Below are 20,152 nucleotides of genomic sequence, written 5' to 3'. Positions count from 1 at the left end.
GCAGGAAGGTGACACCCCCGGTGAGTGTGAGCCCCGACGAGCTGACCGGCACCGAGCAGGCAGTTCTGCTGGTGCTGATGGCAGAGTCCCGCCCGGTAGCCAACCCGGAACTGGAACGGCTCGGCCCGAAGCTCGACAAGCCGGGCCGCGACCGGCTCAACCGGCTGGGCTTGATCGAGACCACCGCCGGACGGCCCCTGGTGCACGAACTGACCGACGCCGGGTGGGCGGTGGCCCGTGAGCTGTTCGGCGCCGACGCCCCACCGCGATCCCTGGGCCAGGGCCGCGCCCTCTACACGCTGCTGCGCGCCCTGCGGCGCTACTTCGACGACGCCGACCTGGTGCCCGCCGACGTGTTCCTGCCGCCTGACGACCCCAGCACCGCCGTATCCTCAGACGCCGCGCCCGACGGTGTCGAAGACCGGCTGCGCGCGGCGTACACGCGGCTGGCTGCCCGGCCCGGCGGCTGGGTCAGCCTGCTGCGGCTGCGCGAGGAGGTTCCCGACGTCGCTCGCGCGACCGTCGATGCCGCACTGACCAGCCTCTACCAACAACCCGGCGTCAGCCTGATCCCGGAGGAGAACCAGAAGGTGCTCACCCCCGCCGACCGCACCGCCGCCGTGACCATCGGCGATCAGCACAAACACCTGATCGCGATCGAGTCCTGATGGAGCTGCAACACCGCGAAGCACTCAGCGCCCTACGTCTGACCTGGGCACCCACCGCCGACGATCTCTGGCACTCGCAAGGTGCGCTGCACGTCGGCGGACTGCACGACCGGCCGATGGCCGACGTCATGGCGGCGTTCGGTGACGCCCAGCGCGAGGCCGATTCCAGCCCGCTCGGAGTGGTGGTGCGTGGCCCCGCCGGGTCGGGCAAGACGCACTTGCTGGGCCAGGTGCGCGAACAGGTGCAGCTGGCGGGCGGGTATTTCTTCCTCGTCGAGCTGCTCGATGCGACCGGGTTCTGGCAGTCGGCCCGGTCGGGCATCTTGGAGAGCCTGGGCCGTCCCGGCGGCGAACGCGACACCCAGCTCAAGGATCTGCTGTGGGAGCTGTCGTCGGTCGCCCACATCTCGCGAGCCAACCGTCGGGCCATCATCGGCGACGATGAGCTGACCCCCGAGACCCTCAGCGACTTCGTCAACGCCCTGCACAAGGCGCGGCGCGAGACCGTACGCCGCACCCACCACACCGTGCGGGCCCTGGTGCTGCTGGCCGCCGCCGACCTCGAACTGCAGGACATCGGCGAGGCATATCTCACCGGCAACGACAGCTCGGGACGCGACGAACGCGCCGTCTGGGGCCTGCCCGCGCCGACGCTGACCGCGCAGGAATCCGTGCGCGACATCTCGCGGATCGTCGCGCTGGCCGGACCCGCGGTGCTGGCCCTGGACCAGATCGACACTCTGCTAGCCCAGACCGTGGACCGCACCGACACCGACGGGGACGTGCCGTCTCCGCAGCAGCGCAAGGCCGCCGAGGCAGGCAACCGCGACCTGGAGCACGTGGCGCACGGGTTGATGGCGATCCGCCAGACGATGCGCAGGACCGTGTCGGTGGTCGCGTGCCTGCCCGCGGCGTGGGAGGCCATCCAGGACCGGGCGACCGCGACGGTGCACGACCGCTTCCGCACCACCGCGCTGCTGCAGGGCCTGCCCACACCCGACGTCGGCCGCGCCATCCTGGAACGGCGCTTCACCGCCAGCTACCGGGCCGTGGGATTCGCACCGCCGTATGCGAGCTGGCCGATCCTGCCGTCGGCGTTCGACGACGCGACCCAGTACACGCCGCGACAGCTGCTCAAGCGTGCCGACGCCCACGTACGACGCTGCCTTGAGCGCGACACGGTCGAGGAGCTGGCCCGGCTGACCGGTGAGGTGGCCGAGGCACACGAACCGTCGAGTGGGGACGCGCCGCGCGGCGACACCGGCGAACTCGACCGCCGGTTCGCGGAGTACCGCCGGCGCGCGGTGCCCGCGGCGGCCCTCGATCCCGACGGTGAGGACACCACGATGCCCGGCCTGCTGACCGCGGCGCTGGAAGCGTGGATCACCGAACGCGGCGAGAGCGAGCAGTCGTTCCGGCCCGATCCGCCACCCGGCTCGCGGGTGGTGCTGCATGCCCGGTTGCGCCAGAGCCTGGACGCCAGCACCGACGACGAACGGCACTGGGCGTTTCGGGCCATCGCATCGGGCAATGCCGTGGCGGTGCTCAACAGGATTCGCAAAGCTTGCGAGGCAACGGGTTTGAGCAGCGAACGGACCGACCGGCGCCGGTTGTTCCTGCTGCGCAACACCGCGTGGCCCAACGGAGCCAAGACCGCCGCGATGCTCGCCGAGTTCGAGGCGGCGGGCGGCAAGGTGCTGCCGTTGAGCGAAGACGACCTGCGCACCATGACCGCGCTGCGCGACCTGATCGACGACAACCACCCCGACCTGCCGGAGTGGCTCCGCCAACGCAGACCAGGGCACGGCATCACCGTGTTGCGCGCCGCACTCGGTGATCAGGCGGGTGAGGCGCCGCCGCCGATCCCGGCGCCCGAGGCTGCCCCGGCTCCTCCGATCGCCGCACCCGTCGAGGTTCCCCCCGCGCCCGTCGAGCACTCCCCCACGGCCATCACGCTCGGCGTGGATGCCGTTTCAGGACAAGCGGTTTCGGTCGATCTGGCGGCGCTGCGCAAACACACCGCCATCTTCGCCGGCTCCGGCTCAGGCAAGACGGTCCTGATCCGCCGCCTGGTCGAGGAGTGCGCGCTGCGTGGAGTGTCGTCGATCGTGCTCGACCCCAACAACGATCTGTCTCGGCTGGGCAGCCGCTGGCCGGAACCGCCACCGGGCTGGCACCCCGCCGACGACGAGCGCGCCGAAGATTACTTCGACAACACGGAGGTGGTGGTCTGGACGCCGCGCCGGGCGAACGGCAGGCCGCTGAGCTTCCAGCCCCTGCCCGACTTCGCCAGCGTGCTCGATGACGAGGACGAGTTCGGCGACGCGGTCGAATCGGCCGTCGCCGCACTCGAACCGCGCGCGCTGATCTCCGGCAACACCGCCAAGGCCACCCAGTCGCGAGCGGTGCTGCGGGAAGCCTTGCGGTACTACGGCGCTCAGCATTCGGTGACGCTCAGTGGCTTTCTCGACCTGCTGAGCAACCTGCCGCTTGAGGTCAGCGAATTGGGCGAGGCCCGCAAACTGGCCGCCGCGCTGAGCCAGAACCTGCGGGCCGCGATCGTCAACGACCCGCTGTTCGGCGGGGCCGGGACAGCCGTCGACCCCGGGGTGCTGCTGACACCGTCACCCGGCTACCGGGCCCGCGTCTCGGTGATCAGCATGGTGGGCCTGACCAGTGAGCAGCAGCGCGAAGGCTTCGTCAACCAGCTGCAGATGGCGTTGTTCGCCTGGATCAAGCGCAACCCGGCCGGCGACCGGCCGCTGGGCGGGCTGCTGGTGATGGACGAGGCCCAGAACTTCGCGCCGTCCAGCCACACCACGGCGTGCACCCACAGCACGTTGGCGTTGTCGTCGCAGGCGCGCAAGTACGGGCTGGGCCTGGTGTTCGCCACCCAGGCACCGCGCGGCCTGCACAATCACATCCCCGGCAATGCCACCACCCAGTTCTACGGCCTGCTGAATTCGCCGGCCCAGATCGCGGTCGCCCGCGAGATGGCAAGGGTGAAGGGAGGTTTGGTGCCCGACATCAGCAAGCTGCGGTCGGGGAATTTCTATCTGGCCTCAGAAGGCGATGCGTTTCACAAGATCCGCACGCCGTGGTGCCTGTCGTATCACCCGCAGAGCCCGCCGACCGCCGACGAGGTGCTCGAGCTGGCCCAGCGGGAACTGGCCGACCGGTGACACGTGCGGGGCCGGTCCACATCAGACCGGCCCCGCCGCGCATCACGGCTGCTTCTGGCCGGGGATACCTTCGTAGGCGATGTCGCCGGTCTGCAGATTCTTGTTGGTGAGCTCGACGAGCCCGTCGAGGAACTTCTGCCGGTCGGTCACCACATGCGCCAGTGCGACATCCACGTTCTCCTTGGTGATCGCGGGCATCACGTAGACCGGATCGGTCTTCACCTTCTCCTTCTTCACCAACGCGTTGGCCACCGCCAGTCCCGCCGACAGCTCGACGGTGCCGTTCTGCAGTGAGGTGCCGATGAACTCACCGTTCTTCACGGCGTTCAGACCGTCCTCGATGCCGTCGATGCCGACGATCGGGACCCCGGTGCGGCCTGCCTCCTTGAGCGCCTGCAGGGCGCCCAGACCCATGTCGTCGTTTTCCGACACCACGCCGTCGATCTGGTTGCCGAAGCTGGAGATCCAGTTCTTCATCTTGTTGACGGCCTGATCGCGCTTCCAGTTGGCGGTGTCCTTGGCCAGCACCTTGATGCCCGGGTACTTGGCGAGCACCTGGTCGATTCCCTTGCCGCGGTTGATCTCACCGGATCCGCCGAGCGGCCCCTGCAGGATGACGATGTTGCCCTTGCCGCCGAGCTTGTCGGCCATCATCTGCATTTCCTGGGCGCCGGCCGCGACGTCGTCGGGCTGCACGTTGCCCGCCAGGTCCGGGCTCTGCAGCTCGGCGTTGACGGCCAGCAGCGGGATTCCCTTGGCCTTGGCTGCGGCGACCTGCGGCGCCAGCGAATCCGCCTGCACCGGAACGACGATGATGGCTTCGACGCCCTGGTTGATCAGCGAGTCGACCTGGCTGGCCTGTGTCGACACGTCGTCGTTGGCCGAGTTCCACACCAGCTCAATGTCGTTGGCCTTGGCGTAGGTGTCCATGCCCTCTTTGCCGGCGGTGATGAACGAGCTCATGTCGTACACCGTCACGCCGATGCGGTGGGTGGACTTGTTGGCGTTCGGATCACCCGCACCGCATGCGGTCATGCCGAACCCGAGTACGCCGACCGACGCGATCACGCCCAGCTGCCTCGACAGTCTCATCTGGTTGTCTCACTCTCTACTTGATGGGTTGGTCCGCTGAGTCCTGTCGGGGCGGTCACGTTCGGCGCCGTGACGACCACACGTCGACGGCGACGGCCGCCACGATCAGCACGCCCTTGATGACGTCCTGCCAGTACGCAGGCACGACGAGGATGTCCAGGCCGTTGTTGAGCGTCTGGATCATCAACAGGCCCAACGCCGTACCCCAGATCGTGCCGCGCCCGCCCATGAGGCTGGCGCCGCCGATCACCACCGCGGCGATGGCGTCGAGTTCGTATCCGCGGCCGAGGTTGGGCGGACCGGAGATGACCCGCGACGCGAGCATGACGCCGGACAGGCCGGCCAGCACGCCCGAGAAGGCGTACACGCTGAACAGCACGTTGCGGGCGTTGATGCCGGCGATCTCGGCGGCGTTGCGGTTGCCGCCCACGGCGTAGACCCGCATGCCGTAGGTGGTGCGTTTCATGATGACCGCGAGCGCGATGATGCCGACGATCATCAGCAGCACCGGGATCTGCAAGCCCAGGATCTTGGTGTTGGCGATCTTGCCGAACTCGGCGGGCAGCCCGTTGATGGGCGCACCGCCGCCGATCACGTACGCCATGCCCGACCCGGCGGTCAGGGTGCCGAGGGTGGCGATGAACGGCGGAACGTTCAAGCGGGACACCAGAAGTCCGTTGACACAGCCGACGGCGAGCCCGACCAGGATGGCCACCAGCACGGTCAGCCAGACCTGGCCGGGATTGGCCTTGGCCGTTGCGGCCGCCGCCATCGCCGAGACCGCGATGACACTGCCGACCGACAGGTCGATACCACCGGTGAGGATCACCAGCGTCTGGCCGAGTGCGATCAGCGCGAACGGTGCCGCGGCCACCAGGATGGTCACCAGATTGTCTGGTGTGGCGAATCGCGCACTGCGGTAACTGAAGTACGCGATCACCAACAGCATCACGATCACCATGGCGTAGCGCACGGCGATCCCACCGAACCACTGCGGGGAGAACAGCCGCACGGGCTCGCCGGTGGTCGGCGAGGCGACCGTCGCGGCGGGCTCGTCGGATGTGGTCGTCACGATGCTTCCTCCTGATCGGCGTTGTCGTCCCGGGCGGCGAGGGCGGTGGCCATCCGGAACACCGACTCCTGCACCTCGGGGTGGTCGAGCGCGTCGCGGTCGAGTTCGCCGACCAGCGCGCCGCCGCGCATGACGAACGCGCGGTGCGACAGGCCGACGACCTCGGGCATGTCCGACGACGCCATCAGCACGGCCATGCCTTGCGCCGCGAATTCGGTGATGATGCGGTAGATCTCGCTGCGGGCGCCGACATCCACACCGCGGGTGGGTTCGTCGAGCAGCAGCACGTTGACCTGACCGGTGAGCCAGCGCGCCAGCACCACCTTCTGCTGGTTGCCTCCGGAGAGGGTGCCGACCTCCTGGCCCAGCCCGCGGCTGCGCAGCCGCACCGACGACATCACCTCGGAGACGGCCGTGGTGCGGGCCTTGCCACGCAACCAGCCCGCCACGCTGAACGACGACATCCGCGGCAGCGTGCCGTTGTCCAGCACGCTCATCGACAGCACCGCGCCCGAGAGTTTGCGGTCCTCGGGGACCATGGCCATGCCCGCGGTGATCGCCGCGGCAGGATTATTGCGCTTGACGGCCTTGCCCCGCACCGTGACCTGGCCGGTGCTGCGCCGGGCCCCGAAGATGCCCTCCAGCAGTTCGGTCCGCCCGGCCCCGACAAGACCTGCGAGGCCGACGATCTCGCCGGCCTTGACGCTGAACGACACCGGGCCGGATGCGCCTTCGACGTGCAGGTCGCGAACCTCGAGCACGGTATCGGTGCCGGGTTCACCGCGATCGGGGAACAGCGTGTCGAGTTCGCGGCCGATCATCGCGGTGACGATGTCGTCGTCGGAGACGTCGGCGATCGCCTTGTCGAGGATGAGCCCGCCGTCGCGCAGCACCACGACGCGGTCGGCGATGGCGCGGATCTCGGCCATCTTGTGGGTGGTGTAGACCATCGCGACACCGCGGTCACGCAGTTGCCGCACGATCTTGTACAGCCCTTCGACCTCACGCTCGGAGATGGCCGAGGTGGGCTCGTCGAGCATCACCACCTGCGCGCCCGTGCGGGCGGCCTTGACGATCTCGACGATCTGACGCAGGCCGACGGGCAGGCTGCCCATCCGGGCCGTCGGCGGGATCGCGACGTCGAAGACCGCGAGGGTCTCCTTGGCCTCGGCGATCATGGCGCGCCGGTTGAGGAACGGTCCGCGCTTGATTTCCCTTCCGACGAACAGGTTTTCGTAGACCGTCATGTCCTCGATCGAGGCCAGTTCCTGCGGCACGATGGCCACACCGTTCTTGACCGCGTCGCGGGTGCTGCCCGCCGTGAGGTGATTGCCTCGCACCGACACGGTGCCGTGGTCGGCACTGTACTGGCCGGAGACGATCTTCATCAGCGTCGACTTGCCCGCGCCGTTCTCACCGGACAGGGCCGTCACGGTGCCCGGTTCGAGCCGCAGGGTGATGCCCTTGAGCACCGGGACCCCGCCGAAACTCTTGCGGATGTCCGTGCATTCCAGCAGCGCCTGGCTCACGACGGGTCACCCGCGCCGACGGTGACGAGCACCTTGACGTTCTCGGCGTCGGCCGAGGCGGTGAAAGCCGCTGCGGCATCGGCCAGGTCGAATTCCGCGCTGATGATCTCGTCGACCGGGACGGCGCCGGAGGCCAGGAGGTCGACTGCGGCCAGGAAATCCTCCCGCACGTACATGAGGTTGCCGATCAGCGCGAGCTCGCGATCCTGGATGAGCCCCAGCGGAACCGGTGTCGCACCCTCGGCCACCCCGACGATCATCACGGCGCCACCCTTGTCCACGAGGTCCACCGCCTGGGCCACCGAACTCTCCCGCGACACGCAGTCGATCACCACCGCGGCGGGGCCGCCCATCAGCCGCAATGCGGTGTCGACGGCGTCGGGGGCGGTGGGGTCGAATGTGCCGATCGCGCCGAGCCTTTCGGCCCTGGCTCGCTTGGATTCCAGCAAGTCTGCGACGATCACGCGGGCACCGGCGTGGCGGGCACCCAGCAGCGCGAACAGGCCGATGGGGCCCGCGCCCAGCACCACAACGGGTCGGCCCGCCAGGTCGCCGACCGCAGCCGCGGCTCGGCGCACCGTGTGCACCGGGGTGGCCAGCGGCTCGATCAGGATGGCGTGCCGATCGTCGAGCGCGTCGGGCAGTGCCACCAGCCGGTCGGCGGCGATGGTGAACGAATCCGCCAGCGCGCCAGGGGTTTGGCAGCCGAACACCAGCAGCTCGCGACAGATGTTGTACCGGCCTTCGGCACACTGCGGGCACTTGCCGCAGGCCAGGTTCGGTTCGATGGCCACCCGGGTGCCGACCCAATCGCCTTCGACGCCGGCACCTACTGCGTCGACCACCCCGACGGCTTCGTGACCGGGCCGGTAGGGCAGGTCGATGAAGGGATGCCGGCCGCACGCGGCGTGCAGATCGGACCCGCAGATGCCGACCACGGTGGTGCGGACCCTCGCCTCACCGGGCCCGGGCACTGGCTCTGGGGTGGTCTCCACGGTCACATCGTCGAGTGAGTTGACGACGACTCTCCGGTTGGATGCACCGGTTTCTACCATGCGGTGTAGCCCCCGTCGGCCACCAGCACCGAGCCGGTGATGAACGACGCCGCGTCGCTGGCCAGGAACACCACGCTGGGCGCGATCTCCTCGGGCAACGCGTAACGCAGTTGCGGGGTGTCATCGATCCAGTGCCGCTTGAATTCCGGCCGGTCGACGGGCGCCATGTCGGTCTTGACGTAGCCCGGCGCCAGCGCATTGACCCGGATACCGAGCGGAGCCCATTCGGCGGCAAGCGATTTGGTCAGATGGTGCACGGCCGCCTTGGAGGCGTTGTAGGCCGGCTGCATCTGCGGCCGGTTCACGATGATGCCCGACATCGAGCCGATGTTGACGATCGAACCCGAGCCCCGCTCGCGCATGTGTGCGCCCACGGCGAGCGAACACGCCCACAGCGCTTTGACGTTCAGGTCGAACACATCGTCCCACTGCTGCTCGGTGACGTCCCACGACTCGGCGTGGTAGCAGGTTCCGGCGTTGTTCACCAGGATGTCGACGTGCCCAAGGGCGGCAATGGCTTCGGCCGTCATGCGCTCGACGTCTGCGGACTTGGTGATGTCGGCGGTGATCGCATGCAGTTCGTGGCCTGCGGCTGCGGCTTCGGCGACGACCTTGTCGTTACGCTCGGCGTTGCGGCCGGAGAACGCAACGCGCGCACCGGCTTCGGCGAGCCCGACGGCGAAAGCCTTGCCGAGGCCCTGGTTGCCGCCGGTCACCAGCGCGGTGCGGCCGGTCAGGTCGAACGGGGATGTCTTGCTCATGGCGGGTTTCTCACTCACTGCGGGCGGACGATGGACTTGAGGCTGGCGGGGTCGGTGTCGCTGTCGAGGGCTTCGCCGACGTGTTCGAGGTCGTAGCGACCGGTCACCATGGCGTCGAGGTCGACGGCTCCGCTGGCCGCCAGATGGATTGCGGCGGGCCAGGTGTCGGTGTAGCGGAACACGCCGGTGACGGTGATCTCGAGGTTCTGGATATGGCTGACCGGCAGCGCGTACTCGTCGGCGCCCATGCCGACCAGCACCACGTGACCGGCCGGGCCGACGGCCTTGATGCCGCTCACGACCGCGACCGGGACACCGGTGGCGTCGACGAACGCGTCGACCGGTTCGATGGCCGACACGTCGACGGCCGTCGGGTCGAGTACCTCGGTGGCGCCGAACTGCAACGCCTTCTCGCGGCGCGAGGCCACCAGATCGGTGACGACGATGCGGGCCGCACCGAATGCGCGTGCGGCCTGTGCGCAGATCACGCCGATGGGCCCGGCGCCGGCGATGAGGATCGACGAGCCCGGGACGATGTGCGCCTTGCGCATCGTGGCGATGGCGACCGACAGCGGTTCGAGCAGCGCGGCGGCCTCGTCGGACACCGAATCCGGTACGGCATGCGCCATGTCGTCGTCGATGGTGACGTAGCGGCAGAACGCGCCGTCGACGGGCGGCGTGGCGTAGAACTTCATCTCCGGGCACAGGTTGTACCGCCCGGCCAGGCACTGCTTGCAGCGTCGGCACGGATGTTGCGGCTCCACTGCGACGCGCTGGCCGACCCGGTCGGGGTCGACGCCGTCGCCGACGGCGACGATGCGCCCGGACAACTCGTGGCCCAGGATCATCGGTTCCTCGACGACGAAATCGCCGATGCGCCCGTGCCGGTAGTAGTGCACGTCGGATCCGCACACGCCGACGGCGGCGACCTCCACCAGCACCTCGTGGGCTGCCGGTGACGGCACCGGCCGGTCTTCGATCTGCAGGGTGCCGACCCCGGTCATCACGCTCGCGCGCATCGTTGTGGTCATCTGACGGTCTCCTCTCGGTGGTCCTGGTCGGGGGTGGGCAGCGCGTGCCCGCCGGAATCGAGAAGCGGCGAGCGGGCCACCTCGGCCCACCGGGCTCGAAGGGCGGTGAGGTCACGGCGGCGCCGCCGCGGTGCGACGCGGGCCCGCACCGGCGGTTGCCAGCGCTTGGCCAGGTCGACCAGTCCCGCGACGTTCATCTCCCCCGCGACCGCAGCGGCCTGGACACACGCGCCGCGGGCGGTCGCCTCGTCGGCGTCGAGCACGGTGACTTCGTCGCCGAGCAGATCGGCGAGCAGCTGCAGCGTCGCCGGCGACCGGGTACCACCACCGACCGCGACGGCATTGCCGCCGAGGTCGACGTTGCACTCGCGCAGGTGATCTCGCGCGTTCATCAGAGACAGCAGCGGACCTTCGACGAAGGCTCTGGCGAGTTCTTCCCGGGTGGTGTGACTGGTGACATCGACGAGGCCGCCGCGTGCTGCCGGGCGGTCGGGTTTGCGCTCGCCGTCGAGAAACGGGACCAGCACCGGACCGGGCGCATCACCGGCGGCCAGCGCCAGCTCGGCCAACCCGGCCAGGTCGGTGCCCAGCAGCCGGGCCGCGACCTCGCCGACCCGGGCCGCGTTGAGGGTGCTGACCAACGGGAGGTAACCGCCGGTCAGGTCGGCCACGCCGTCGACCATCCCGGTCGGATCGAAAACCGGTGCGCGCCGCGACGTCGCGACCACACCGGAGGTGCCGATGCCGATGTACTGGTCACCGTCGACGAGACCGAGACCCAGATACGCCGCGTGCTGATCGCCGCCGCCAGGCGCCACGGTGGTCCCGGCTTCGAGGCCAAGCGCTGCCGCGGCCGCGGCGGTGAGGGTGCCGGCAGGCTGGCACGGCGCGAGGACCGTCGGCAGCATCGCCGACCAGTCCCGCGGTCCGCCGGCCAGGTCCAGATATCCCGGGATCCATTGCCCCGCATCGGTGTTGAAGTAGCCGGTGCCCGATGCGTCGGAGCGGTCGGTGACCCGCGCGCCGGTCAGCCAGTAGGTCAGGTAGTCGTGCGGGAGCAGAAGCGTGGCGGCCCGATCCAGCGTGCCGGGTTCGTGCGCGGCCAACCACGCCAGTTTGGCGATGGTGAACGCCGCGGTCGGCAGTGACCCGATACTGCGGATCCAGCGTCCGGACCCGATACGTTCGACGAGCACTGCGAGATTCGGCGCTGCGGTGGTGTCGTTCCACAGCTTGGCGGCCCGCAACGGTTCGCCGTGCGCGTCGAGCAATACCAGGCCGTGACACTGGGCGGCCACCGAGATGGACCGGATGGCCGGGGCGACCGGGCACGCGGCCAGTGCGGCGCGGGTCGCCTCGATGAACGCGCTGACCCAGTCCCGCGGGTGCTGTTCACTGCAGGGCGGGTACGCGGGCGGATGCGCGGCCGAACCGGACCCCAGCAGCCGTCCGGTGGCCAGCTCACGAATCTCGACCTTGCACGACTGCGTGGACGAATCCACGCCTAGCACAGCATCTTCGGTCATGCCCGTACCAAGGGATCGGCGAATGCCTGCGACGACACCGCGCCGGCCGGGGCGACCGATTCGGTCTCGTCCTCGACGGTCATCCGCTGGTCGCCTCCGCTCATCTGATATTCATGACCCTCATCTGATCGACTGTGACTCGGATCATGCAGTGCTCTATGCTCATATGTCAATGCGGCTGCACATATGTGCATCGTGTCGGCCGCGCGAGTCCGGAAGGGGGCAAGCGTGGGGCCGGACGAGTTGTTCCAGCGGGCGATGATCGCCCGGCGCTACTACCTGGAGGGCCGCACCCGCATCCAGATCGCCGATGAACTCGGCATCTCGCGGTTCAAGGTGGCACGCGAACTCGACGAGGCAGTCGCGTCGGGGATGGTGGAGATCAAGATCCACGATCCCGGCTCCATCGACGTCGCGCTGTCTTCGGCCCTGCAGAGCCGGTTCGGACTGCAGCACGCCTATGCCGTCACCTCCGCCGACTCCGGCGACCGGGTCGAGGCCGTCACGCGGGCGACTGCCGAACTGCTGCAATCGGTTCTGCGAGAAGGCGACGTGATCGGCGTCGACTGCGGACGCACGCTGGCCCGCATCGCCGATCACCTCACCGCGCTGCCGGCCTGCGACGTCGTCCAGCTCACCGGCATGGCCGGGGCGATCATCCACAACGGCGCCGATCTGGTGCGACGCATCAGCGAGGTCAGCGGCGGAACCCCCTGGCCGCTGTACGCGCCGCTGGTGGTGTCGGACGCGCGCACCGCGGCCAGCCTGGCCGGCAACCAGCAGATCCAGGACACCTTCTCCCGCTACCCGCAGGTCAGCTGCGCGCTGGTGTCGGTCGGCGCGTGGAGCGATGGCGCTTCCCAGGTCTACGCATCGCTGTCGGACGACGAGGTCCGCGAGTTCGCGGCGGACGGCGTGTGCGCCGAGACCTGCGCGCTGCTGCTCGACGCCGACGGCCACCGCTTGCCCGGCCTCGACGACCGGCGCATGGGTATCGACGAGGCCACGCTGCGTGCCATCCCGACGGTCATCGCGCTCGCGACCGGCGCGGAGAAGATCGCCGCCACCCGCGCCGTGCTGCGCTCCGGGATGGTGTCCGCACTGGTCACCGATTCCGAGATCGCCGCTGCGATCCTCGGCTGAGCGCGCTCAGATCAAATTCGCGGTGCCGTCGGCGTGGACGGTGACCTTGGCCCCCGCGATGTCAGCGGCCACCGTCGCAGCCGCGTCGGACGAGTCGGTGATCAGCGCCAGGGTCCGCGCGTCGTCGGGCGTCCGCACGGCCAGATAGGCCTTCTCGGGCGTGCCGTCGCGCTGAAACGGCGTGGTCCACGATTCGACCGTCCCCACGCCCGACCACTCGACTGCCAGTCTGCGGGTGGGCTCCCGGTCGACCGCGGATTGCACATCCTCCCAACGGAATTCACTGCCGGGCGGTTCGGTGCCGTAAACCCCGAAACTGTGCTTGGTCAGATAACCACCGTTGGCGGTGATCAGGCCGCGGGTGCCCGGGCGGGCCACCAGTTGCTCGGCCATCGTCGCGATCGAATGCGTGACGTAGTTGCTCCACGGCCCGCCCGCGAAGGTCAGCCCGCCGGTGACGGTCAGCGGCCGAGCCGGATCCCCCAGCGGCAGACCGAGTTCGGTTGCAGCCACCTGCATCGCCGACGGGAAGCACGAGTACACGTCGATCAGGTCGAGCTCGTCGACGCCGAGACCCGCCAACTCGAGCACCCGGCGGCCACCGATGCGGATCGCCGGAGATCGGAAGAGTTCCGCACGCTCCCCGATCGCGTACGTATCGTGCGCATCGGTCCCTGCGTACGGGAAAACCCAACGGTCCCTGGGAATCTGGAGATATTGCGCCTTCTGGACCGACGTGAGGATCAGTGCCGCACCCTGATCCACCATGTTGTTGGAGTTCATCAGCTTGGTATAGGGCCAGCTGATCATCCGGTTGTCCGGTCCGGGTTCGGTGATCTGCTCGCCCGTGAACCGTTCGGTGGTCCAGGCGTGCGGATTGCCGGCGGCCACCGCGCTGAATTGCGCCCACAGTTCGCCGATGCGCTGCCGGTGGACATCCGGGGCCTCGCCGGCCGCGATCCGCACCGCCTGCTCGAACATCGGATACACGTACGCCGGGCGGTCGAGCATGATCCGGATCTCGGCGTCGCCGGCCATCGGCACGCCGTCGTCGCTGCCCGGAGCCAACGGCACCGATTCGTCCTGGCGAGTCCAGTCGGGCTTGACACCGCGGGCCCGCAGACGGCTACGCGTACGCCAGGTTTCGGCACCCGCGATCAGCACGGCATCGGCGCGGCCCGCCATCACATCCCGGCATGCCTCGTTGACCAAGGTCTGCGGCACGTTGCCGCCGATGCCGGTGTAGCGCGTGGACGCGTTACGGGCGCGAATCCGCTGCGCCAACAACAGTCCCGGATCGCGATACCGCCACGACAACAGGTTGACGATGCGGATGGAGTCCACGGCCTCCAGGACCCGCGGGTCGGCGGCGTTGCGGGCCGCCGCCACCATGAGGTCGACTGGTTCCCGCCCGGGATCTTCGTCGCGCTGATTGACCTGGCCGTATCCGACGAGTACCGGCGTCCTTGGGTCGGTGGGCATCGGTGCACCATATCCGGCCCGCGACGACGACGATTCGCGACATCGCCGCCGCCGGCGTCAATAATTCTCACCCACTGTTCACCGATCGGGGCCATGATGGGATAGATGACTGCACAGGCGCTCACCCCTACGCTGTCCGATGCCGAACTGACGCTCATCGATTCCTACTGGCGGGCCGCCAATTACCTCTCGGTCGGCCAGATCTACCTGCTGGACAACCCGCTGCTGCGCGAACCACTGGTGGCCGACCACGTCAAACCGCGCCTGCTGGGCCACTGGGGCACCACGCCGGGACTGAACCTCATCTACGCCCACCTCAACCGCATCATCCGCGAACGCGATTCCGACGTCATCTACATCACCGGGCCCGGTCACGGCGGCCCGGGATTGGTGGCCAACGCGTATCTGGAAGGCACCTACAGCGAGGTCTACACCGGTATCGGCGAAGATACCGAGGGGCTGCGAAAGCTGTTCCGGCAGTTCTCTTTTCCCGGCGGCATCCCCAGCCACGTCGCGGCCGAGACACCGGGCTCCATCCACGAGGGCGGCGAACTGGGCTATGCGCTGGTGCACGCCTACGGCGCCGCCTTCGACAACCCCGATCTGGTGGTGGCCTGCGTGATCGGCGACGGTGAGGCCGAGACCGGACCACTGGCCGCCAGTTGGCATTCCAACAAGTTCCTCAACCCGGTGACCGACGGCGCGGTGCTGCCGATCCTGCATCTCAACGGCTACAAAATCGCGAATCCGACTGTGCTTGCCCGCATTCCGGCCGAAGAACTCGACGCCCTGCTCTACGGGTACGGCTACCGACCCATCACGGTCGCCGGTGACGATCCGGCAAACGTGCATCAACAGTTGGCCACCGCCTTCGACGAGGCCTTCGACCAGATCGCCGCCATCCAGCGCGCTGCCCGCCTCGACGGCGAACCCGGCCGCCCGCTGTGGCCCATGATCGTGCTGCGCACCCCCAAGGGCTGGACCGGCCCGAGCGAGGTCGATGGCAAACAGGTCGAGGGCACCTGGCGCTCGCATCAGGTGCCGCTGTCGGAGACTCGCACCAACCCCGCGCACCTCGCCCAACTCGAAGAGTGGCTGCGCAGCTACCGCCCCGAGGAGCTGTTCGACGACACCGGGGCGTTACGCGAAGAGCTGCGGGCCGCGGCACCCGCTGGCGAGCGGCGGATGAGCGCCAACCCGCACGCCAACGGCGGGTTGTTGTTGCGCGACCTCGACCTGCCGAAGTTCGCCGACTACGCCGTCACCGTCGACCAGCCGGCGGCCGCAACCGCGGAGGCCACCCGGGTCCTGGGCACCTTCCTGCGCGACGTCATCGCCCGCAACCCCGACCGGTTCCGGTTGATGGGCCCCGACGAAACCGCGTCCAACCGGCTCGCGTCGGTGTTCGAATCGACCGACCGGGCCTGGCAAGCCGAGATCGAACCCGGCGACGACCACCTAGCACCCGACGGCCGGGTGATGGAGGTGCTCTCCGAACATCTGTGCCAGGGCTGGCTGGAGGGCTATCTGCTGACCGGCCGGCACGGCCTGTTCAACTGCTACGAGGCGTTCGTGCACATCGTCGACTCGATGCTCAACCAGCACGCCAAATGGCTGTTCAGCAGTTCACACCTGCCGTGGCGGCGGCCCATCGCCTCGCTGAACTACCTGCTGACCTCGCACGTCTGGCGCCAGGACCACAACGGCGCGTCACACCAGGACCCCGGGTTCATCGATCACGTGGCCAACAAGCGGCCCGAGGTCGTGCGGGTGTACCTGCCGCCGGATGCCAACACCCTACTGTCGGTCGCCGACCACTGCCTGCGCAGCCGCGACTACGTCAACGTCATCGTGGCAGGCAAGCAACCGGCGCTGACCTACCTGACCATGGACGAGGCCATCGCCCACTGCGCCCGGGGGCTGGGCATCTGGGAATGGGCGAGCACCGGATCCGACGAACCCGACGTGGTGCTGGCGTGTGCCGGTGACATTCCGACGCTGGAGACCCTCGCCGCGGCCGACATCCTGCGCCACCGGCTCCCCGACCTGAAGGTCCGGGTGGTCAACGTGGTCGACATCATGCGGCTGCAACCCGAATCCGAGCATCCGCACGGCATGTCCGAGCGCGAATTCGATTCGGTGTTCACCACCGACAAACCCGTGATCTTCGCCTACCACGGCTATCCGTGGCTGATCCACCGCTTGGCATACCGGCACGCCAACCACGATCAACTGCATGTCCGGGGATTCAAGGAGCGGGGCACCACGACGACACCGTTCGACATGGTCATGCTCAATGACCTGGACCGGTTCCACCTGGTGATGGATGTCATCGACCGCGTCGACGGGCTGTCCAGCCGCGCCGCGGGGCTGCGGCAGGAGATGGTCGACGCCCGACTGGCCGCCCGCAGCTACACGCGCGAACACGGAGAAGACGATCCGGCGATCTCCGGGTGGACCTGGGAACGGATGTGACCTGGGGTATTGCGTAGCGCCCGTATGATGGGCAAGTTATGTCTGACCACGCCGCGGTAGCCGAGCATCCCCTGGTGGGCCAGCTGTCGGCGTTGCATCACTTCCGTATCTACGCCGATATCGGTGTCGTGGTCGTGGTGCTGACGCTGACCAATGTGATCGCACACTTCACCACACCGTGGGCCAGTGTCGCGACCGTGCCGGCTGCGGCGCTCGGATTGCTGGCCCTCGTGCGGGCACGCGGTCTGGGATGGGCCGAGCTCGGTCTGAGCCGCGAGCACTGGCGGTCAGGCGCGGGTTATGCGCTCGCGGCGGTCGCATTGGTGCTGACGGTGATCGCGATCGGCGCCCTGTTGCCGTGGACGCGGCCGATGTTCATGAACAACCACTACGCGACCATCTCGGGCGCAGTGATCGCATCGATGGTCATCATCCCGTTGCAGACGGTGATTCCCGAGGAGCTGGCCTTCCGCGGTGTGCTGCACGGCGCGCTCGACCGGGCCTGGGGTTTCCGTGGTGTCGCCGCGGCCGGTTCGCTGTTGTTCGGCTTGTGGCACATCGCCAGCTCCCTGGGCTTGACCAGCGGCAACGTGGGGTTCACCCGGCTGTTCGGCGGCGGGTTCTTCGGCATGGTGGCCGGAGTCGTCATGGCCGTGGTGGCCACTGGGGTCGCCGGATTCGTGTTCACCTGGCTGCGCAGGCGCAGCGGCAGCCTGCTGGCGCCGATCGCCCTGCACTGGTCATTGAACGGGCTGGGTGCGTTGGCCGCCGCTGTCGTCTGGCACCTGTCGACCTGAGCAGTCGGGCACCCAGCTCAACCCGCGCCTCCGGCGCCCCAGCTCAACTCGCGCCTCCGGCGCCCCAGCTCAACTCGCGCCTCCGGCGCCCCAGCTCAACTCGCGCCTCCGGCGCCCCAGCTCAACTCGCGCCTCCGGCGCCCCAGCTCAACTCGCGCCTCCGGCGCGGCGGCGCGCGCGGAACTCCCGATTCTTCAACTTGTTCCCACAGTCGGCCATGTCGCACCAGATGCCGCCGTGGTTTCGAGATCTGTCGTAGAAAGCCCACGCGCATTCGTCGTTGGCACACGCCTTGAGCCGTGACCAACTGCCGTCGCGCTGAGCGTCGCGGATCACCACCAGCAGTTCGACGAGACGCTCGCGCAGGCTGTCACCGGACGCGGCCAGGGTGATTTGCCCCTCGGTGTCCAATCCGACCTGTGCGGGAGCGCGGGCAGCGACGTCGCGCAGGACCCGCAGGGTGCGCGGCCCGGGTGCGTCGCCTCCCGCGTTGTGAATCAGCAGCGCCCGCAGCGCTTCCCGAACCTCGCGGAGGAACTCCAATTCGTCGGCCGTGGGGCTGGCGCCCGCTTTCAGCAGACCGTTGTCGATCAGCCATGGGGCGGCGTCGTCGGCACGGGCCAGCCGGTCCGGGCCCGCGGGCAGTTCGACGGTGTTGACCAGCGCTTGGACCCGGGCAAGCGGCCACGGTGCGGGTTTGGTCTCGCCATCGGTCATCGCACCACGGTACCGCAGAGTGACCGGTTAAATCAGTTGACCAGTCACTCGTGACCGGCGTAGCGTTTTCACCAGTCACGAATCCACAGGCCCGATACTGAGCAAACTACGAGGTAGCTGCCATGAGCGACAACCGATTTTCTGCGGCGTCAGTCCCCACCCACACGCCCACCGCAGATTCGTCGACCGTGGCTCGGCCCTCGATCCGGGCCCGCCTGCTCGCGCGACTCAACGCCGGAAAACTCGATGCGATGTTGGCGGTCGGCGCTCCGACCCCGGCAGGCAGCCCGATCGCGGTGCGCGCGGCCCGCCTGACCTCGATCGCCGAACGCGAGGAGTTGGCCCGTGTTCTGCATGAGATCGTCGAGCAGGCCAAAGCTGACGTGAACGTGTGGTCCGTGCGAGTTCCGTTGCACTACACCAACGTCGCCGCCGCAGAGGACGTCATCGCCGCCATCAGGTTGCGGCTGCACGCGCCGCTGCCGGTCAGTGCGCGCGGCATGGCGCGGCTGAACCGGGTGCTGACCGACGGCTGCGGCCCGCTGTACGAGGACGGGCGCGGCGACCTGGCCGGCCGGCTCGGCGCCGCGCTGGCCGCGATGTAGGCCCGTCAGGGCACGAGGACCGCCGCGCCGGCGATCCGTCCCGCACTCAGGTCGGCCAGCGCATCGTCGGCACGATCCATCGGATACCTCGGCGTGGTGACCTCCACCCGGTGTCTCTCGACGAACGCCAGGAACTGTCGAGCGTCATCGCGGGTGTTGGCCGTGACCGACCGGATCTCACGTTCTTGGAACAGATGCCGTTGGTAGTTCAGGGCGGGCACGTCGGTGAGGTGAATGCCGGCGATCGCGAGCACACCGCCACGGTCGAGCGCTTCGAGCGCGGGCAGCACCAACTCCCCCACCGGCGCGAACAGAATGGCGGCGTCCAGCGGTTCCGGCGGCTGGTCGGCGCTGCCCTGCACCGACGCGGCTCCGAGCGCCGTGGCGAGCTCACGAGCGCTCTCGCCGCGAGTCATGACGTGGACGGTGGCGCCCTGGGCGATCGCGACCTGAGCGGTCAGGTGCGCGCTGCCGCCGAAGCCATAGATACCGAGCCGTCCGCCGGCCGGCAGATCGGTGCGCCGGAGCGCGCGGTAGCCGATGATGCCGGCACACAGCAGCGGCGCGAGTTCGGAATCGGAATAGCCCTGGGGTAGCCGGTGAACGAATGCGGCCGGGGCAGTGGTGAATTCGGCGTACCCGCCGTCGGCATCCCACCCGGTGTATTGCGAATGCGGGCACAGATTCTCCCGTCCGCGGCGGCAATATCCACACTGGCCGCAGGTGTGCCGCAACCAGGCCACCCCGACACGGTCGCCGGGCGCATAGCTCTCGTCGATATCGGGGCCGACCGCCACCACCTCGGCGACGACCTCGTGCCCGGGTATGACCCGAGCGCGGTGCACCGGCAGATCGCCTTCGGCGACGTGCAGATCGGTGCGACACACGCCGCAGGCCCGCACCGCGAGGAGCAGCTCACCAGGTGACGGCTCCGGGATCGGAACCGTCACCCGCTCAAGCGGATTGGTGCTGACCGGACCGGGACTGGCAACCTGCCAGGCAGACATACTCCCCTTG

The 20,152-nt window shown here is 68.8% G+C and carries 16 protein-coding genes; 6 read left to right on the top strand and 10 right to left on the bottom strand.

Annotated elements, in window-relative coordinates; translation table 11 throughout:
* Positions 1–20 precede the first annotated feature (20 nt).
* Positions 21–668 carry a hypothetical protein gene (locus tag RMCB_RS06750; RefSeq protein ID WP_062828169.1) on the top strand — a complete coding sequence of 216 codons (648 nt, stop codon included), beginning with the start codon at positions 21–23 and terminating at the stop codon, positions 666–668.
* On the top strand, positions 668–3,850 hold the full coding sequence (locus tag RMCB_RS06745) for a helicase HerA domain-containing protein (protein ID WP_062828168.1): 3,183 nt from the start codon (positions 668–670) through the stop codon (positions 3,848–3,850). Before RMCB_RS06750 ends, RMCB_RS06745 begins: the two co-directional genes overlap by 1 nt.
* A 42-nt stretch (positions 3,851–3,892) precedes the next feature.
* Here RMCB_RS06745 and RMCB_RS06740 read toward each other — a convergent pair whose 3' ends face one another.
* Genes RMCB_RS06740 through RMCB_RS06710 form a run of 7 tightly spaced genes read right to left on the bottom strand, consistent with a single transcriptional unit; the run spans position 3,893 to position 11,916 of the window.
* Positions 3,893–4,942: a substrate-binding domain-containing protein gene (locus RMCB_RS06740; RefSeq protein ID WP_029366002.1), complete on the bottom strand. Its 1,050-nt coding sequence runs from the start codon at positions 4,940–4,942 to the stop codon at positions 3,893–3,895.
* Between the two features lie 55 nt (positions 4,943–4,997).
* Positions 4,998–6,014 carry an ABC transporter permease gene (locus RMCB_RS06735; RefSeq protein WP_029366003.1) on the bottom strand — a complete coding sequence of 339 codons (1,017 nt, stop codon included), beginning with the start codon at positions 6,012–6,014 and terminating at the stop codon, positions 4,998–5,000.
* Entirely contained in the window at positions 6,011–7,543 is a 1,533-nt protein-coding gene (locus RMCB_RS06730) for a sugar ABC transporter ATP-binding protein (protein WP_062828167.1), read from the bottom strand. The genes RMCB_RS06735 and RMCB_RS06730 overlap by 4 nt, the downstream gene beginning before the upstream one ends.
* Complete coding sequence (locus RMCB_RS06725) at positions 7,540–8,598, bottom strand: zinc-dependent alcohol dehydrogenase (protein ID WP_062828166.1); 1,059 nt, start codon at positions 8,596–8,598, stop codon at positions 7,540–7,542. The genes RMCB_RS06730 and RMCB_RS06725 overlap by 4 nt, the downstream gene beginning before the upstream one ends.
* Positions 8,592–9,359: an SDR family NAD(P)-dependent oxidoreductase gene (locus RMCB_RS06720; protein ID WP_062828321.1), complete on the bottom strand. Its 768-nt coding sequence runs from the start codon at positions 9,357–9,359 to the stop codon at positions 8,592–8,594. The genes RMCB_RS06725 and RMCB_RS06720 overlap by 7 nt, the downstream gene beginning before the upstream one ends.
* A gap of 14 nt (positions 9,360–9,373) precedes the next feature.
* On the bottom strand, positions 9,374–10,390 hold the full coding sequence (locus RMCB_RS06715; protein ID WP_062828165.1) for an NAD(P)-dependent alcohol dehydrogenase: 1,017 nt from the start codon (positions 10,388–10,390) through the stop codon (positions 9,374–9,376).
* Positions 10,387–11,916 (bottom strand): FGGY family carbohydrate kinase, encoded by a 1,530-nt coding sequence (locus tag RMCB_RS06710; protein WP_062828164.1) that lies wholly within the window; start codon positions 11,914–11,916, stop codon positions 10,387–10,389. The genes RMCB_RS06715 and RMCB_RS06710 overlap by 4 nt, the downstream gene beginning before the upstream one ends.
* Positions 11,917–12,144: 228 nt before the next feature.
* Between RMCB_RS06710 and RMCB_RS06705 the strand changes: the two genes are divergently transcribed.
* Positions 12,145–13,059, top strand: a complete 915-nt coding sequence (locus RMCB_RS06705; protein WP_062828163.1) for a sugar-binding transcriptional regulator — start codon at positions 12,145–12,147, stop codon at positions 13,057–13,059.
* 6 nt (positions 13,060–13,065) lie between these two features.
* Here the strand turns inward: RMCB_RS06705 and RMCB_RS06700 are convergent, their stop codons facing one another.
* Entirely contained in the window at positions 13,066–14,541 is a 1,476-nt protein-coding gene (locus RMCB_RS06700) for an acetyl-CoA acetyltransferase (protein WP_062828162.1), read from the bottom strand.
* Between the two features lie 105 nt (positions 14,542–14,646).
* On the opposite strand from RMCB_RS06700, the gene RMCB_RS06695 reads away from it, so the two are divergent.
* Both RMCB_RS06695 and RMCB_RS06690 read left to right on the top strand, forming a co-directional pair.
* A complete protein-coding gene (locus RMCB_RS06695; protein WP_062828161.1) occupies positions 14,647–17,016 on the top strand; it encodes a phosphoketolase family protein in 2,370 nt (789 codons plus the stop codon).
* Positions 17,017–17,054: 38 nt separating this feature from the next.
* The gene (locus RMCB_RS06690) at positions 17,055–17,813 is read left to right on the top strand and encodes a CPBP family intramembrane glutamic endopeptidase (RefSeq protein WP_062828160.1); all 759 of its coding nucleotides are present in this window, start codon (positions 17,055–17,057) and stop codon (positions 17,811–17,813) included.
* 147 nt (positions 17,814–17,960) lie between these two features.
* On the opposite strand, the gene RMCB_RS06685 is transcribed toward RMCB_RS06690, so the two are convergent.
* Complete coding sequence (locus RMCB_RS06685; RefSeq protein ID WP_062828159.1) at positions 17,961–18,530, bottom strand: CGNR zinc finger domain-containing protein; 570 nt, start codon at positions 18,528–18,530, stop codon at positions 17,961–17,963.
* Positions 18,531–18,652: 122 nt separating this feature from the next.
* Between RMCB_RS06685 and RMCB_RS06680 the strand changes: the two genes are divergently transcribed.
* Entirely contained in the window at positions 18,653–19,135 is a 483-nt protein-coding gene (locus tag RMCB_RS06680) for a hypothetical protein (protein ID WP_062828158.1), read from the top strand.
* 5 nt (positions 19,136–19,140) lie between these two features.
* Here RMCB_RS06680 and RMCB_RS06675 read toward each other — a convergent pair whose 3' ends face one another.
* Positions 19,141–20,142, bottom strand: a complete 1,002-nt coding sequence (locus tag RMCB_RS06675; protein ID WP_062828157.1) for a zinc-binding alcohol dehydrogenase family protein — start codon at positions 20,140–20,142, stop codon at positions 19,141–19,143.
* Between the last annotated feature and the right edge of the window lie 10 nt (positions 20,143–20,152).

The organism is Mycolicibacterium brisbanense (assembly GCF_001570425.1).
GTDB lineage: Bacteria > Actinomycetota > Actinomycetes > Mycobacteriales > Mycobacteriaceae > Mycobacterium > Mycobacterium brisbanense.
The sequence above is the reverse complement of the archived record's forward strand: the minus strand, read 5'-3'. Positions and strand labels throughout refer to the sequence as shown.